The organism is Parabacteroides sp. ASF519 (genome assembly GCF_000364265.2).
In the GTDB taxonomy this organism is placed as follows: Bacteria; Bacteroidota; Bacteroidia; order Bacteroidales; family Tannerellaceae; genus Parabacteroides; species Parabacteroides goldsteinii.
This window is the reverse complement of sequence record NZ_AQFV02000006.1, coordinates 3666327-3684061: the sequence shown is the minus strand read 5'-3', so window position 1 is coordinate 3684061 and position 17735 is coordinate 3666327. Positions and strand designations below refer to the sequence as shown.

The following is a 17735-nucleotide window of genomic DNA, read 5'->3' as shown; positions in this document are numbered from 1 at the left end:
CCAAAAGAGGTTTAAGAAGGTAATTTACCCCCCCCCCGTTAACACTGGTTAACACTTCGATATTCAATGTCTTTATCGTTTTACATCTATTTCCTACAGCCAAAACCCCATCCGGAATGTCTTTGGCAACCACCGAGCCAGCACCTATCACAGACCATTTTCCAACCTTGACACCCGGTAGAACCGTCGTACCTGCACCGATCCAACAACCTTCACCAACATGAACGTTTCCACAAAGCGTACTATGTGGAGAGATATGCACATAATCTCCTATCACACATTCATGATCAACTGACACTCCGGTATTAACAATGCAATGTTTCCCTATACAAGCACAAGACTGGACAACCGCTCCCTGCATTATAACCGATCCTTCCCGTACAATAGCATAAGGAGAGATCATCGCAGACGGGTGTATCGCCGTTCCAAACTCAACATTCAATTTATGAGCGATCATCTGACGTATTTTATTATCTCCTATACTTATTATCAGAGGTGAAATATCTTCTCTTCCATGAAAAACCGGATAACCTAAAAGTTCATTTATATTCGGATTATCATCGACAAGACCTTCTATCTCTATATGATTCGCTTTTAATATATCTATGATCACTTTAGCATGACCACTCGCACCGTATAAATACATATCCGTTTAATTATTACCCGTAAAAAACTCCATCGTTGCCTGTCCCTCTTGTGAAATACCTTCCCGGACAAACACTTTTTTTATCGTTAAAAAGATGATCTTTACATCCAACAAGAACGAACAATGGTCCACATACCAGACATCCAGTTCGAACTTCTTCATCCAACTGATCGCATTACGTCCGTTCACTTGTGCCCATCCGGTGATACCCGGTCGCACATCATGACGACGAGCTTGCTCTTTACTATACAATGGTAGATATTGAACCAATAAGGGACGAGGTCCGATCAACGCCATATCCCCTTTCAGGACATTTATCAGCTGGGGCAACTCATCGATTGAAGTAGAACGAACAAAACGCCCTACGTTCGTCAACCGATCCGCATCAGGCAGTAAATTACCGTCAGCATCCCGTTCATCCGTCATGGTCTTGAACTTGATTACCTTAAATACTTTTCCCCCTTTCCCAGGGCGCTCTTGCATGAAAAAAGCGCCAGTTCCTTTGTTGGCAAAATGCAACCACAAGGTGACAACCAACAATATCGGCCAGATCACGACCAATACACAAAAAACTATGATAAAATCGATCAATCGTTTAAAAAAATGTTTATACATGGATTACTCCTTAAATTATAGACTTGTATTCAGCCAACAATGCATTCCATACCATCCGCTGTTCATAACGGGAAACGATCAACGGACGGGCATTGGTAGCCATCTTTTCTACTTCCACCGAATGGAAAGCAAAATATTTCATCGCTTCATACAACGCTTGTTCATTTTTAGTAGGGATGATCATCCCATTCCGATCCGGCAAGACAATCTCATTACATCCGTTTATATCCGTTACGATAGCCGGAATCCCCATAGCTCCTGCCTGTATGACCACATTAGGGAATCCCTCCCGATAACTGGGAAATACCAATGCATCCGAAGCTGCTAAGAAGGGGCGGACATCACTTTGAAACCCCATAAAACAAATTCCCGGATGATGCAATATTTGTTCTTCCACCTCCGGTAGAACCGGATCCAATTCTTTTTCAAAAGGCCCGACCAATAACAAACGCACCCGGGCATCATCCTGATACAACCGCAAAAAAGAATGAACCAATTCGTTTATACCCTTATCTTTCACCATACGCCCGACAAAACAGAAGGTGAAAGTTCCTTCCTTTTTATAAGAGTAAGCCTTTTCCATTACTTCCGGAGTCCTATCGAAATATTCGAGATCGATTCCGTTTACATTACCATTAGCAATAACATGAAGCGGCTTAGAAGTAATATTGTAGTTAATAAGATCCCGCTTCACCCCTTCTCCTTCCGGATTGATATGCGTTGCACAGAAACAGGTCAAACGATCCATCACAATCAGCAACTTCTGCATCTTTCCGGTAGCCGTAGGAAACACCAATCCCGTAAACGTATGCATACGGACAGGAACCCGTGTAATCCAAGCAGCCAACATAGACAACAACCCAGCTTTAGGCGTAATGGAATGCACCATATCCGGACGTTCCTTGGCAAAGAGAATAATCAGACGCAAAAGAGACATAAAATCCTTCACTAACGAAATCCGTCGTTCCATCGGAATGGAAACAGTACGTACCCCTTCCCTCTCTTCCAACACTTTCATCCTCTCTCCCGGAGAAGATACCACCACGACTTCATAGTGCTCGGAAAGCATTTTAAGCTGGCCTTTTAAAAGGGTTTCGAGGGAAACGGGGATAGTTGAGATACGAATTAATTTTTGCATGCCCATTTATTATTATAAATTTATAATAATTAATGTGTAGCCGCAGCCCTTTGATCACTTCATTTGTTAAAAAGATTCTTTATCTTAAACATTAACACAAACAACCAACTTAAATGGTATTTCACCATACGAAAGCGAAAACGGCCTTTGATTGAAAATGCATTAGAATCCAAATAAGGAATAATGGCTTCGGAACCTTTAAAAGTATCGTTGTACCGATGTAAATTTGTAAAACTATCAGTAACTAAATTTATTCGGGCTAGGAACTGGAAAGCCATTACCGTTTTTTCAAAATCTTTAGCATCAAGTTTTGTACTAAAAAACTCTGTAAGATGCTCTGCGATACCTATCATTTGCTCAACCTGCTTAATACCATAACCCGAAGTCATCGCATTTATATTAGTTCGGTTATAATGATAACATGAACCATGAATCTGTGCTAATTTGTCACCATAGTAAAATAAACGAGTTATCAAACCATTGTCTTCCCACATATTTAGTCCTATCCATGGCAAGATATCATATTTAGTATAAAGTGAACGATTTACTAACTTATTGTGACAAAACATACTGAGAGTAAATTGATACCAATTTTTTACAACATCTTTACAATGCTCTGGTAACGAAGTAATTTCACACAAATGAGCCCCATCATTATATTCATGTATCTCATCACATACCACAATATCGGCATTTCGTTCAATTGCAGTACGATATAATCGTTCATACAGGTCAAGATCCACCCAATCATCACCGTCACAATGAATAACATATTTTCCCGTTGCCTCAATTATCCCCTGCCGTCTAACAGCGGCCAGGCCGCTGTTAGACGGCATCCTAATAATTCGCGTTAGCGAATTTCGCACCGGATATTTTTTGAGAGTTTCCTTAATAATATCTATTGAATTATCTGGACTACAATCGTCTACAAACAAAATCTCTAAACTATCCAAAGTCTGAGCAAATAATGAAACTGCACATTTCTCTATGTATGTAGCAACATTATACACCGGTACTATTACCGTAACTTTAGGTGATTTCATATTTATAATAATAACATTTAACGTAACTTTGTCTTTATCATCCTAACTAGAAAATTAGGAACAATAACCTTCATTAAGGCAGGTATACCATAAATCCAAGGATAAGAGAATCCCAAATTTTGACAAACTTCAGTAGTAATTTTATATCCACGCCAACGGTCAGAAAATTTACGACGGGCAAAAGCCTCGCGCCCATTTCTCATTTTATACAAAGGTTCTTGCAGATTATACCCTTTATAGCCTTTACTATAAAATTTATGCCATAGGTAATAATCTTCTATACGCTCTGTTTTAGTTTCTGCCGTATATCGACCTATTGCTTCCAATGCATCACGACGCATTAATACTGGAGCATGGCAGAAAGGTGTGTTACGAATAAAATCTATTTTTGTCGGTTCTGCCTTAGCTATCCCTGTTCGATAATCTCCATTTTCGTCAAAATAAATCATTGGACAACTTACAAAAGCAAACTCGGGATGTTCATCAAGAAAATTAATTTCCTTCTCAAAACGAAATGGTATTGACAAATCATCACCATCCATACGGGCTACATACTCTGTATCAGCATAATCGAGGCAATGATTTAGTGTTGCAGCGAGTTTCATATTGTACTCATTTTGTATCACAACATAATTAAGATGTGTTTCTGCCCACTTTTTTACAATTTCCAAAGTGTTATCTTTTGAGCCATCATCACAAAGAATAACTTTAAATCTTTTATAGGTTTGGGCTTCCAAAGACTCCAATGCTTCAAGCAAAGTATCGGCACAATTGTATATACCCATTATTACCGAAATCCGAGGTGTTTCTACCATAGACTTAATCATATATTATATTCATAAATAGAGTAAATCCTAAATGCAGAAATGCAATATTCGCCAACCATTTATATTGCCTATCGTCAAATTTTACCATTAAAAATGGATAACATAGGACAAAAGGATATATTCCCCATGACAAATAAGCAATACGATTTGTAAACTGCGCATACATACAAATCAACCAAAAAGCATTAATTACACAATATAAACTCCACATAAAATGATATGTCCGACTCTCTACATGACACTTTAAAATCAAATAATAACCTACTAACACCGGCATAGCAGAATAAAGAACAAAGTCATAACGAAACCCCGATTTTCCACCCCATTCTACATTTGTAACAAGATAGTCTGCGGCACGTGTGTCCTCTCCTGATACTAAATCGGCTATAACATTCATAAATGATGTGACATGAGCAGCTGATAAAAACAAACAGATCAACCATCCGTAAAAGAACCACTTTGGCTTGTGCACAAAATAGCATAAAACAAAAGCGGATATAGGCAAAAGCATGGAATGATGAAAGCCCAATGCAACCCACAACAGAATAATTGCCACTACTTTATTATTCCACCAAGCAACTGCCAGAAAAAAAATAGACATTGCTGCACCTGCTTTAATACCATTCGTTCCATAAGAAAAGGTAGAAAAAGCACCCAAAAAAAAGAGATAAGCAATAACCGAATGAGTTTTAAACAGTTTTCTACATGCAACAGCAGCACCTATAAAATAGATTAAAGCAATACTGAAGAAGAAAATATACTTATCAAAAAAAGAACTACTACAAAACGAAAACCAATTATCAAAAAATAAGTTCTCTGATTTCCAGTCAAACACAAAAGGCATCCCTAAATTATAGTCATAAACAAGAGTATAGTTCATCATATCCACAAACTCTCTATAAATAGGTCGAAAACCAATAAACAAAGTCATCATAAGGGACAAAAGCACAAGTAGCATTGTCTCATTTTTACCTAATGAATAACATTTATATTTATTGGCATAAATAAGTGTCATAATAGTCACAACAACCAGATAAATACAAACATAATATTCCGCTCTTATCATAAACTTTTTTGTTTAAACGCCAAATAAAACCCTATACTTCGAATCTTTAGCAAACTCTGTAACTGGAATTAATACACACAATATTATTACCAATGTTACAACTGTATAAATGATTTGCTCAAAAATCGTATGTTGCTGAAACAATCCAAAACTTCCATATAAAAAATCACACAAAACAATAACTATCCGACTATGCCATGCAAATAATATCATAGAATTCCTCCCCAAATATATAATCCAGCGGTTAATAAATAATTGTGAAAGAAGAATTGTTACACCAATACCAGCTAAAGCAGAAATCATGGATAAAAACTCATTACCATACATTCCTATTGACATATCAAGCGAATGCCCAGAAAAACGAATATTCACAAAGCCTGCTATCACATTAATAGCAAACAGAACTATTAGTCTCCTCCATGTAAATTTCACTTTAGATTCATACATTAATGTGTTTTTAACCAAATACCCCATATTCATAAAGAACTGAGCAACACATGCAACATCAAAACACCACGGTAAAACAACACCACCCAATCTATAATAAACAAAAGCCCAAACACATAAGGTTAATGATAGAATAAGAATCAAAGTTTTTTTTTCTTTTGCTATACAAACTATCCCCCATTGCAGTATAGATGCTAAAAACAGTGCCGCAAGAAACCAAATCGTCCAATATCCTCTTTGTACAAGGAAATCACGTAACATATACCAATATTCAGCATTACTTCTCTCTTGAAAAGCATAGATTATACACCATACAATAAATATTCCCGAACCAAGAGTAAAATAAGGTATTACCAAGCGTGTAAAACGCTTGGTAATACCATTCCCGTAATTACGGGAATGGTTATACACAAGCCCGCTTAGAAAAAAGAACAATGGCATATGAAATGTATATATCCATGTCGCCAAAAAAGGAGTTTTTAAATGTCCTAAAAAAACAAACAACAGACCTATACCTTTTGCCATGTCAATCCATTCAACCCTTTTTTCTACCATACTATTTCTTTTTTATCAAATCAAAATCTACACGTTCAAAAGAATCCAATTTACCTCCTCGAGTGGCATTATAAATACGTACACCCATCTTACGAGATATTTTTTCTGCTGTTTCATAAGCGATTGTAGACTCCTCTATACGAGGCAAATTTTTCATATCCACATAATTCGACATACCTTGCGGATAATTGCTACAACTATCATCTTTCTTAAGCGGACGTCCTTTTGCATCGCGTATAATATTATAATTATGATCTATTCCCAAAAGAAAAATTTCTGAAAATCCCATATATATTGCCATCTGAATTGCACCATAAGTAACGGTATATCCTTGACCTAAAAACTTAGACACATCCTTACTAAATGGAGCATTATATGGATAATACAATTGCTCTTTCAATACAAAAAAACGATATTTTCTATCAGTAAATTCGTTCTTATAATTAACAGGTAGAAAACTTAATTCTGATTTTATAGCTTTAATTTGATCTGCAAACGTTTGAATAATTTTATGATCCTGACATATATAATATGTAGGACGCCAATCTGTTTTATCGAACAACTCATATATACGATTTGGAGCAAATGTATATTCACTCTTTAAAGTTTCTAAATCAGTTATTTTCAGGCTTGGCCCAGTACCTATAATAAAACAGCGATCACCTTTATGAATATTTTTAAGTGCCTCCAATTGTTTTGTTTGCTCAAAATTAATCTGACACTCTTTTACTGCCATTCGATTATACAATATGTTATAAACAAACCTAGTTAGACCTGGACTCCATTTTATATATTTAAACAGACTCATCGTAATTTATTGTTAAACCTATTATATATATATTTTATTTGATTTTTGGACAATACAACACTTGAAACGATTAACGCAATTCCAAAGACTGTACCTCCTCCTATAAATATTAATTGCAGCCAAGTTGATATATTCACACTATTATTCACATAATAACAAATGCCACTAGCTACACAAATCAAGCCAAAAGATTTAAACAAATCCGGCAAAAACACATAATAAGGTTGACCAATACAACGAGCAGCATAAGGAGCATTGAATATTATATTCCTAACAAACCCCAATACCGCACTTACCAACACTATTGCCAATACGCCAAGACACGTCCAACGCAAAAGACAATATACAGTAGCAACATTTAACAATCCATTGATAAATAATACGATAGAAGGCCATTTTACTTTATTGGTAACTGTGTATAGGTAATTAGTACTATTAATCACAGCCCCTGTAAAATTAGGAAAAACGACACATATACTTAACAAATAAACCAAATCAACATCCGTACTTGGTACCCACAGCTTATAAAAAGTATGACCAAATCCCACCAAAAAACAAAGAGGGACACATGAGATAATGGTCATAAACTTGATACTATTTTTTACTTCCAAAACCAGTTCTTCAAACTGATTTTTTGAAAAATATTCAAGAAATTTGGGAATAAAGACTGATGACAATGTACTAACACACGAAGATACAGCATTAGGCATAGTACCTGCAATTGATAAATACCCCATTGAAACAGCATTTACCATTATATTACAAAATAGCAAATCCAAACCATGAAGTAGATAAATACTTAATTGACTAAATGAGTTCCATACCCCTGCAATAATAATGATTCTCATCAAATTCCATTTTGTAGATTTACGAGACAGATGTATTTCTATCAACAGCTTTTTATTGTAATAATAATTGCATGAAACAAGAAACAAAGTTGTTATTACAGTGGCTATCCCCAAATACACTATAGAAGAAGGAAAACAAACATAAAGAATAATCAGAAGGCCTGCTTTAAATAAATTGGAGACAACTGATATATAAGATGCTATATCAAGCCGGTTTTTTATTACAAATACACCGGAAAAGACTGCTCCAAGGACATTGATACACATATTTAGGAACACTAAATAGAATAAGATTTTCACTTCTTCTATCAAGTTGTCCGGCACATTGATTACATCCCCTATATTCCAAATAAGGACGCTTGCAGGCATTACTAGTAATAGTACAAAGATTAAATCTCCATATAAAACTGACGAGTAATATCCTGTTGCTTCTTTAAAATTTTGTTTATGGTACTCTATACCTACAAATCGTGCAGACATAGAATTTAATGCTGTAGAAATAATTAAAGCATAATTTACCATTGTATTGGCCAGTGTAAAGAACCCATACGCAGTTGAACCAACTGTACGAACAAGATACGACGTTAAAAAAAAATTTATCGTAAATTGGACAAGTAAATTCAACCCTATTGCTGTTGTATTAAGGGCAAATTGTTTATTTATCATAGAAATTATTTAACAACCAACGCACTTTGAGAGCTAAACTCATTGTGAAAAATAAAATACGATATAATTGATGTTTCATACAAAAACGAACATAATAAAAAAATCCTCGAACTTCTGTATGCGACAAAATCTCTTGAATAAAATCATCTTCTATAAGAGCAAGAAGTGATTTTCTTGGATTTTGTTCACTTTTGACAATTGATAGAATCAGACCATACACAAAGTTCAATGTAGCATTGGCATTAGCGCAACATGTTACAGAATTAATAGTATACTTCGCCTTACTTTCATATAATGACACTATACGGTTCCATTCTTTCCTATAATCCGGATGCTCTACAAGTTGGGCAGTTATAGATAGAGGATTCATTACATAATTGTATATGGGATTATCATCAACATAAACAGTTTTGCACAAACTAATTACCTGTACATTCAACAGTTGATCTTCGTAAGGCTTTAGCTCTACTTCAAACGACAGATTATTGACAAACAACAAATCATGACAAAAAATCTCTTTCCACATAAAACCATGAAGCATTCCTCTTCCTTTACAAGGACCAAACGCAAGTGGTAGTATATTATTCTTTACATCTTCACCGTTATAAAACCCACAATCATAAGGAAGTTTATTATCTATTGCACGATCTCCGTTTATTGTTCTATACGATGTGATATACAAATCACAACCAGTTTCTTTGATTTTCGTTATTGCACGATCATAGGCACCAATTTCAAGATAATCATCAGAGTCACAAAAACCAATATAATCAGCATTTACTTCTTTAATACCTATATTGCGCGCACGTATATAACCTACATTATCTTTTATTACAAATATTGTAAAACGACTATCACGTTTTGCATATTCCTCGCAAATAGATCTACTATTATCAACACATCCATTATCTATTAAAAAGAACTCCAAATCAGGACTTTTTTGCGCCATCATTGAGTCGAGTAGGCGTGGTAAATCAGCCGCCGCATTATATATAGTTGTTATTATACTTAGTTTCATTAATTCTGAATATCTTACAAAGAGTTGAACATATTTTCAACAGCCTTAATTGTTTCAGTTTTGGAAAATTTTAAAGCACGAATTTTCGCTTGCTCATAGTAATAAGCAAGCAAAAGTTTATCAGAAAGTAACCGCTTCATACCTTCATAAATTCCCTCTTCACTATTTTCTGTTACAATACCATACTCATTATTTCTACCAAGCAATTCATAAGCACCACTACAATTTGTACTAACAACAGGAATACCCAAAAGTAAAGCTTCTGTTACTGCAGTACTAAAACCCTCTCGTCGAGATGAACAAACAAACATATCAGCTTTAGCTATATACTTGTAAGGATTCTTATGAAAACCTAAGAAATGAAAGGTGTCCGCCACATCCAATAATTCGACTTGTTTTTTCAATTTCTTTTCCAATCCTCCAGCGCCCACTACATAGACATTATGTTTTATGCCTTCCTCCAATAATCGCTTATGCACATTTATCAATCTATCATAACCCTTCAGCTCAATGAGACGACCAATAGATATAACACTAGCACTATCCTTTAAATATAGACCTTCAACAATAGGTTCTTTCGCCATATCTACAATTTTATCATTCTCATTAGTATTATACAACACTTCACAAGGGTGTGAAAAATGAAAAATTTTAGTTATATCATTTTTGACAGTTTCAGCTACACAGACTGTACGTTCGAATTTATCAATACAATTTTGTGCTTCTTTAAAACTTTTATAACTGTACGAGGCACATTTTACCGTATGCTGCTCTACATGTACCCAATTTACCAATTTTGTTTCTTTGTATGGGCAACCGGCAATGATACGTTCCGTAGGACCTTCAAGAAAGGAAACTGCTATATCATATTTTTTACCAATCAAACGGTTATAAAGAAACTTAGGAGAAAACAATTTAAAAAATTTCGTATTTGCAGGAATAATATATTTAAAATTTGAACGATATTCAACATGCTCAGCAAGCATCTCTTTGTTTACACCTGAATCAAATAACGTTTGAACAGTAATCTTATATCTTGTTCTATTTAAATTATTAACAAGGTTCACAAGCACACGTTCTGCTCCACCACCTCCTAATGTTGGTATAAAAAAGAGTATAGATTTCATTCTTAAAATAGTTTTTTGTAATCAGCAAAACTCATCAATGCCTTATCTTTTTCTGATATAATCATGTTCTCTATACCTCCAATTTTCTCAAATGGCCACTCTATCGCAATTTCACTATCATTATACATAATACCAGAATCACCTTCACCATAAAAGACCTCACTGCATTTATATGACACAACAGAATCTTCCAGCACAAGATAACCATGTCCAAAAAACTGAGGCACATAAAGCGTTTTTTGATTTTCCCCCGTTAAGTCAACCCCTCTCCATTGACCGAATGTGGATGAATTAGGACGAAGATCTACAATTACATCATATACGTGTCCGGATATACAACGTACAAGTTTTGCTTGTTGCTTTACCAGCTGAAAATGGATTGCACGAATAACTCCCCGTTTAGAAATTGTGTAAAATACCTCTTTCAATTCGTGTTCAATCCCATTGACCTTGAATATTTCCACATTATAGTCTTTAACAAAACCACCTCGTTCATCAGTCACATAAAATGGTTGTATAAGGTATGCACCTTCAAAATCAAATTCTTCAAAATCAAATTTTCGTATCATATTTTCGCATATAAATATCAGACATTGAATCCGCCATCGTTTGTACATCAAAAACTTTTAATTTTTCAATTGGTAATTTTGTCCGCTTTTTATTCAATAATTCATTAATTTTTTCAGCCCAAAGTCCTTCATTTCCTTCGCCTATAGGTAAAAAAGAACACAACCCCACATCTACCATACGAGTAATATTATCAGATAACAAACATTCACATCCTGAAGCTTGCGCCTCTACAGCAGAAATAGGAAGTCCTTCAAATAACGAAGGCATTAAAAACACGTCTATATACTGTAATAAATCAGCGACATCATTTCTTTGCCCCAAAAAGTTAAAATATTTTTCTAAACCATTTAATTTAATCTGATCTAATAAAAGATTTGCATTACTGTCACCAATCCATACAAGTGTAAAATCCTGACGTATTCTAGATAATTCCCGAACAATACCAATAAAATAAAAGGGATTTTTCGGAGGTGATACACGAGCAACTACTCCTAAAACCTTTGCTTTCGCTTCAAAAAGAGGACTCGATTGTTTGATATTTCGATAAAACTTATTTAAAGCTATGCCATTAACAACTACATCTCCTTTTCCATTATGCATATAATTGTTCGCCAAATCTGAACATCCAACAAAATCTGTTGCGTACCACTTAATCATACTAAACATAAATTTCTGATAAATAGTAGCAATCATATCTTTTAAAGGATTTATATACTTAACTCTATTTGCACAATGAGAATGGCTGATACGCTTGGGGATTCTCAATTCCTTTGCAACCTTTAGATTCAAACCATTTAATTTATCCATATTACTATGAATCACATTAAAAGGACCTTCCTTTACAAGAATTTCCTTTAACATATGCAAATGAGTCTGCAAACGAGAAATAGAACCAAGATCACATGTACGCAATATCTTAACCCCACAATCCGCAACTTCTTTCTCACGCTTCTGAAGTACACCGTTTTTATCAACAGCCATTATTATTGTAACATCAAACTGAGACATATCAAGATGTGCCATCAAATTGCAAGTGAATGCAGAAATTCCTTCAAAGCCCAAGCCATGTAATATACGCAATCTTTATTCTCCTCATATATTACCGATTAATTACCCTATATATTTTTTATACGACTATCAGATTTTACACACCTCTTACAAACTTTGTAGAACCATCATTAACTAATATTAGTTCCCTATTTTAAAGGTTTACTTTTGCAATGAGTCAACCAGTTTATATATACTTACTGACATTATAAACAAGAACAACGACTGCTCCACAAAAAAAATAAACCACTAATATTCAATCACTTATTAGCAGCAAGCCATTCTTTTGTCATACGTGTACCTTTTGCAAAGCTAATTGCTGGTTTAAAGCCTGTGTCCTTCTCTGTAATCGTGGTATCAAACGTTGAAAGCGGCATATTTGTTCCTGTAAAAGGAATATCACCAAACAATGGTGTTGATTCAGGGGCACACTCTTGCTGCATTTCAAGAATAAACTCTCTGAGGGGTCGAGCCTTACCACTACCAATCATATATTCACAAAATGGTTTACCATTCTTTGATATATAATAGAAAGCTTTAGCAACATCTGTCACATACACAAAATCATAATTTTGTGTAGCAGCAGTGAACTGAAGAGGTTCTCCATTAATACACTTACGTAAAGTAGTATTCACAAATCGAGGTGAAAGTTCACCGGCCCCATAAGCATTGGTTATCATTGGCCATATTAACTCAATTCCTATATTCACAGCCACAACCTTACACATACAGTGTGCTATATGCTTACCCATTCCATAGATATATCCCATACCTGGTTGACTACCTTGTGCATGAACTGCTGCTTCAACTTCATACTCCATAATACTACCGGCACATACAAAACGACTGCACTCCAACTCTTTAGCGACCTTCACACATTCCACTGTATTAAGAGCATTTTGTATTTGAAGATTATAATCCATACGTGCTGGCCCAGCAGAACCCACCCAAGCAAAATGTATAAAAGTGTCATAATAGTTTGTTGGGATTTTTTCTTTCATTTCTTGAATATTCGCAATATCACACTGCATATACTTCAACTTCTTTCCATCGGGAACCAAACGATGGGGTATATCACATATATCAATAGCCAAAACTTCTATTTCTTGTGCTAAAAAATAATTAACAGTATGACTTCCGATAAAACCATCTGCTCCTGTTATAATAACCTTTTTCATTTTTCCAAAAACTCATTAATCTGTTTATCCATGCATATTCTCACATCCTCTCCATTGATCCAACATTTGCTCCATTCTACAACTTTGATAATAGCGGTTTCAAGATTCCAACGGGGTACCCAATCAAAAGTATTTTTCAATTTAGAACAATCAAGTTTCAGGAAGTTTGCCTCGTGAAAACCACCTTCATAACGATTAATCCACTTCATCTCATCACCCCATTTCTGTACAAAAAGGTCGACAAGTGCTCCTGTCAGAAAACAATCCACATCATCAGGCCCCACATTATAATAACCAGCATATCTTCCATCCACATACTGACGAGCTGCAATCATAAGGTAAGCATACAAAGGTTCCAATACATGTTGGTAAGGACGTGTAGAAAAGGGATTACGTACAATTATATCTTCCTTAGCTTGAGCTGCACGAACACAGTCGGGGATAATACGATCCTTAGCAAAATCTCCTCCACCTATCACATTACCAGCACGAGCCGTTGAAATGGCAACCTTACTATCTGAGAAGAAACTGTTCTTATAAGAATGTGTAACCAACTCGGAGCAAGACTTGGAATTTGAATATGGATCAAAGCCATCCAATTCTTCATTCTCTCGATACCCCCACACCCACTCTTTGTTTAAATATACCTTATCGGTTGTTACGTTCAAAAAAGAACGGACACATGAAAAGTGACGAACACACTCCAAAATGTTGACCGTACCCATCACATTCGTTTCATAAGTATAAACAGGATCTCTATAGCTATCACGCACAATTGGTTGTGCAGCCAAATGCAACACAATTTCAGGCTGAACCTCATTAAAAATGGTTTTCAATAAAGCCAAATCGCGAATATCGCCAATCACGGAATGAACATCACTCGCTATATTTGCAATATTAAAAAGAGAAGGTGATGTGGGAGGTTCCAATGAATATCCTGTTACCTTTGCTCCAGCATTAACCAACATTTTACAGAGCCATGATCCCTTGAAACCTGTATGACCAGTCACAAAAACACGTCTCCCATTATAAAATTCTAAAATATTTTCCATATTATTCGCTATAAGGATTATTAGGAATTACACGCTCCCATTTCTTCCAAGGAGCTTTATCCGCAACAAGCAAATTTTCAAGCATAGTTTTTTCTCGAACATTATCCATACATTGCCAAAAACCAGTATGAATATAGGACATCAACTGCCCTTCATTAACTAACCTATGGAGCGGTTCACGTTCAAAAACGCAAGAATCATCTGTGAGATAATTAAATACAGCAGATTCAAGTACCATATATCCAGCGTTAATAGGAGCACCATCATTAATGTTTTTCTCGCGAAAAGCCTTTACAGCTTGATCACCACCTATTTCTAATACTCCTTTTTCTTGAACCTGTTTTACTGCTGTTAAGGTTGCAATCCTACCATGAGACTTATGAAATTCAAGAAGTTTATTCATGTCCACATCACAAACTCCATCACCATAAGTCATGAAAAATGATTCATCACCCACATATTCTTGAATACGTTTGATACGTCCACCTGTCATAGTATTGTAACCTGTATCAACAACTGTAACCTTCCATGGTTCCAAATTACTATAATGTACCGTCATGATGTTTTTCCCATTCCGAAAATCAAAACTTACATCAGAATTATACAGAAAATAATTTGCAAACCATTCTTTTATATATTCTTGTTTATAACCAGCACAAATTATGAACTCATTATGCCCATAATAAGCATATTCTTTCATTATATGCCAAAGAATCGGCATACCACCTATCTCTATCATTGGTTTAGGTTTAAACACACTCTCTTCACTTATCCGAGAGCCAAATCCACCTGCAAGTAGTACAACTTTCATATAATAGAATCTTTAACTACAAACTTATATTTAATTCCCGGCTGTAAAAAGCATCCTGAATACTTCTTCCCTTCAATCTCGACATTAAGTCCATGTTCTATTGCGAGATTCATTCCTGGTAAAATATCCCAAGAATAACAACCTGTTAGATGATGAAATTTAGTAAAGCACCCCTTAATGACATTATACATATTCAACATACAACATCCAAGTTGACGATATTCATAATCTCTATCAAGCTGTTCAAAATGTTCAGGTTTCATATAGGAAGGCAGACCACAAAGGCGCGAACCTGAAATACGTTCCAACTTATCTCCTGTTACAAGACAAATATTAAACTCCGGTAATGCTATCATTGACTGAAAATGCCTATCATTATGATAGATACTAATACCAATTCCCCACTCTTTCAAACCTGAAACAAAGTTTTCTGTACCATCTATTGGATCAACCGTCACTATATATTCTGCATTTGTAGGTATATTCCAACTTTCTTTTATCTCCTCCGAAACAATGTGACTGTTAGGTAAATTTTCTTTGATAAAGTTTTTCACCAATTTATCACAAAGCAAATCACCTTTTGAAACAAAAGACAGGTCATCTTTAAGAATTCTAGTATTACGCAAAGTTAGAATATCATCTAAATGCTCACATATCAACGCATATATTCCACGGCAAATATTTTTATTCATAAAGCGATGGAGTTATAAATGAGATATTAAGCGATTTACGAAGTTCTGCAATACGATTACGCATTGCTTTATTTATTGCTTCTGCATTATCCTTTGATTGATTTAACACAAGACGCTCTTCTGCATAATTACTTGTATCTGCCTTATACCCATCCATACCTGCAAGATATACTTGTAAAGGTTCCAATTTCGTCAACAGATTAATAAGCATTATACTAGAGTTATCCATTATTACATTTTCTTCATCAAGTAACGAAGTATAATTAACCCTCACTGCATTAGCTTCAACTACTTCAATATTTGAAGTATGTATAAGACAGACAACTTTCTTCTGAGGATTAAACGTTGTATTATAACGTTTCAAATTACTAAGAAACACATAGTTACAATCAATAAAATTGGGGATGAAAGTTGCAGACATCACTATACACTTATGCTCTTTTGCAACCTGCAACAATTCTTCTTGGTGTTCATTAAGTGATGGTCCAGGAGCAATAAGTAAAACACTACGACCTTTTATTGCTGCTTTTAATGTTGCTATTGATCCACTATCATCAACCTCATGAGCTTGAAAATCACGATATTTCTCTTCAGCGAGTTCCCTGTCAAACAACGAACGCTTATCCTGCTCAATCATACGCAGAATCGTACCAATACTCTTAACATTAAGTGTCTGTTTACTTGACAGATATGATGCGTAATTAGGATGACATCCGTTAATAGCAGCAAGATAATATGGTACACTGTATCCCCAATCATGTTCTTGCTTAATACGCATAATATATTCATCCACCACTTCTAAAATTGGTTCTATTTCATAACAACGAGACTTTGTGTTAAGATAGTTGGCAATAAGCTCCGTATTAAGATTACCAGCACCACGCCCCATACCAAAAACAGATGAATCAAGTGATATTACACGCTCCGTTTCCACAGAAGCCAAACATTGACAATTGGAATATGATAACTGTAAGTTGTTATGACTATGGAATCCTATGTGGATACCTGTTGCAAGATTGTGATTAATTAAATAGAAAAAACGCAACACATCATGTTGATGCATTAGTCCTAACGTATCAACAATATAGAAAGCATATGGCTTTAATTCATTTACTTTACGTATCAACCATAACAATTGTTCATCGGTGTAACTGGTTGTACCGACAGGCTGAACAAAAACTTTATAACCTTTTGCTTGAATCTGGCGACAATATTCTAAGGCATCTTCCACCTCATTGTAGTGGAAAGTCACACGAATTCCTTCTATTGATTTTCCATCATAAGGGGCCAATTGCGCAAGATCATATTCACCGTAACAAGCCATTGCCACATACATCGTATTTTCATTACGCTGAGAAGGCAAAATATTAGCTATTTGATCAACTGTTGTGTATAAAGAATATTCAGGATCATTATTACCATCTTCCAAGAATCCACATTCAATAATATCAATATTTGCAGATGAGAGCTGCGCAATAATTTTCTTTATACCCCTCTCTCCAAAATGAAAGTCATTAATATAACCACCATCTCTAAGAGTACAATCTAATATTTGAATCTTTCTCATTTTCAGTATTTTTG

Annotated in this window: 17 protein-coding genes and 1 pseudogene; all 18 read right to left on the bottom strand. The window is 35.1% G+C overall.

Annotated elements, in window-relative coordinates; all coding sequences use genetic code 11:
• Positions 1–64: 64 nt before the first annotated feature.
• Positions 65–646 (bottom strand): annotated as a pseudogene (locus C825_RS14415) (acetyltransferase); the annotation flags it as partial.
• 6 nt (positions 647–652) lie between these two features.
• Positions 653–1261, bottom strand: a complete 609-nt coding sequence (locus C825_RS14410; protein ID WP_010802979.1) for a sugar transferase — start codon at positions 1259–1261, stop codon at positions 653–655.
• A 10-nt stretch (positions 1262–1271) separates the two neighbouring features.
• On the bottom strand, positions 1272–2399 hold the full coding sequence (locus C825_RS14405) for a glycosyltransferase family 4 protein (RefSeq protein WP_010802978.1): 1128 nt from the start codon (positions 2397–2399) through the stop codon (positions 1272–1274).
• A gap of 59 nt (positions 2400–2458) precedes the next feature.
• Positions 2459–3442, bottom strand: a complete 984-nt coding sequence (locus tag C825_RS14400) for a glycosyltransferase family 2 protein (protein WP_010802977.1) — start codon at positions 3440–3442, stop codon at positions 2459–2461.
• A gap of 17 nt (positions 3443–3459) precedes the next feature.
• Positions 3460–4257 (bottom strand): glycosyltransferase, encoded by a 798-nt coding sequence (locus C825_RS14395; protein ID WP_010802976.1) that lies wholly within the window; start codon positions 4255–4257, stop codon positions 3460–3462.
• Positions 4258–4261: 4 nt separating this feature from the next.
• Positions 4262–5335, bottom strand: a complete 1074-nt coding sequence (locus C825_RS14390; protein WP_010802975.1) for an EpsG family protein — start codon at positions 5333–5335, stop codon at positions 4262–4264.
• 12 nt (positions 5336–5347) lie between these two features.
• Complete coding sequence (locus C825_RS14385) at positions 5348–6337, bottom strand: acyltransferase family protein (RefSeq protein WP_010802974.1); 990 nt, start codon at positions 6335–6337, stop codon at positions 5348–5350.
• Position 6338: 1 nt separating this feature from the next.
• Positions 6339–7073, bottom strand: a complete 735-nt coding sequence (locus tag C825_RS14380) for a 6-hydroxymethylpterin diphosphokinase MptE-like protein (protein WP_157310093.1) — start codon at positions 7071–7073, stop codon at positions 6339–6341.
• A gap of 68 nt (positions 7074–7141) precedes the next feature.
• Positions 7142–8659: a lipopolysaccharide biosynthesis protein gene (locus C825_RS14375; protein ID WP_010802972.1), complete on the bottom strand. Its 1518-nt coding sequence runs from the start codon at positions 8657–8659 to the stop codon at positions 7142–7144.
• On the bottom strand, positions 8649–9677 hold the full coding sequence (locus C825_RS14370) for a glycosyltransferase family 2 protein (RefSeq protein WP_010802971.1): 1029 nt from the start codon (positions 9675–9677) through the stop codon (positions 8649–8651). The genes C825_RS14375 and C825_RS14370 overlap by 11 nt, the downstream gene beginning before the upstream one ends.
• A 14-nt stretch (positions 9678–9691) precedes the next feature.
• A complete protein-coding gene (locus C825_RS14365) occupies positions 9692–10804 on the bottom strand; it encodes a glycosyltransferase (protein WP_010802970.1) in 1113 nt (370 codons plus the stop codon).
• A gap of 2 nt (positions 10805–10806) precedes the next feature.
• On the bottom strand, positions 10807–11373 hold the full coding sequence (gene rfbC / locus C825_RS14360; RefSeq protein ID WP_010802969.1) for a dTDP-4-dehydrorhamnose 3,5-epimerase: 567 nt from the start codon (positions 11371–11373) through the stop codon (positions 10807–10809).
• Positions 11357–12397 carry a glycosyltransferase gene (locus tag C825_RS14355; RefSeq protein ID WP_044234848.1) on the bottom strand — a complete coding sequence of 347 codons (1041 nt, stop codon included), beginning with the start codon at positions 12395–12397 and terminating at the stop codon, positions 11357–11359. The genes rfbC and C825_RS14355 overlap by 17 nt, the downstream gene beginning before the upstream one ends.
• Positions 12398–12681: 284 nt before the next feature.
• Positions 12682–13599, bottom strand: a complete 918-nt coding sequence (locus C825_RS14350; RefSeq protein WP_010802967.1) for an NAD-dependent epimerase/dehydratase family protein — start codon at positions 13597–13599, stop codon at positions 12682–12684.
• On the bottom strand, positions 13596–14651 hold the full coding sequence (rfbG, locus tag C825_RS14345; protein WP_010802966.1) for a CDP-glucose 4,6-dehydratase: 1056 nt from the start codon (positions 14649–14651) through the stop codon (positions 13596–13598). The genes C825_RS14350 and rfbG overlap by 4 nt, the downstream gene beginning before the upstream one ends.
• A 1-nt stretch (position 14652) precedes the next feature.
• A complete protein-coding gene (gene rfbF / locus C825_RS14340) occupies positions 14653–15462 on the bottom strand; it encodes a glucose-1-phosphate cytidylyltransferase (RefSeq protein ID WP_010802965.1) in 810 nt (269 codons plus the stop codon).
• Positions 15459–16154 (bottom strand): inositol monophosphatase family protein, encoded by a 696-nt coding sequence (locus tag C825_RS14335; protein ID WP_010802964.1) that lies wholly within the window; start codon positions 16152–16154, stop codon positions 15459–15461. The genes rfbF and C825_RS14335 overlap by 4 nt, the downstream gene beginning before the upstream one ends.
• The gene (locus tag C825_RS14330; RefSeq protein ID WP_010802963.1) at positions 16147–17721 is read right to left on the bottom strand and encodes an aldolase catalytic domain-containing protein; all 1575 of its coding nucleotides are present in this window, start codon (positions 17719–17721) and stop codon (positions 16147–16149) included. Before C825_RS14330 ends, C825_RS14335 begins: the two co-directional genes overlap by 8 nt.
• Between the last annotated feature and the right edge of the window lie 14 nt (positions 17722–17735).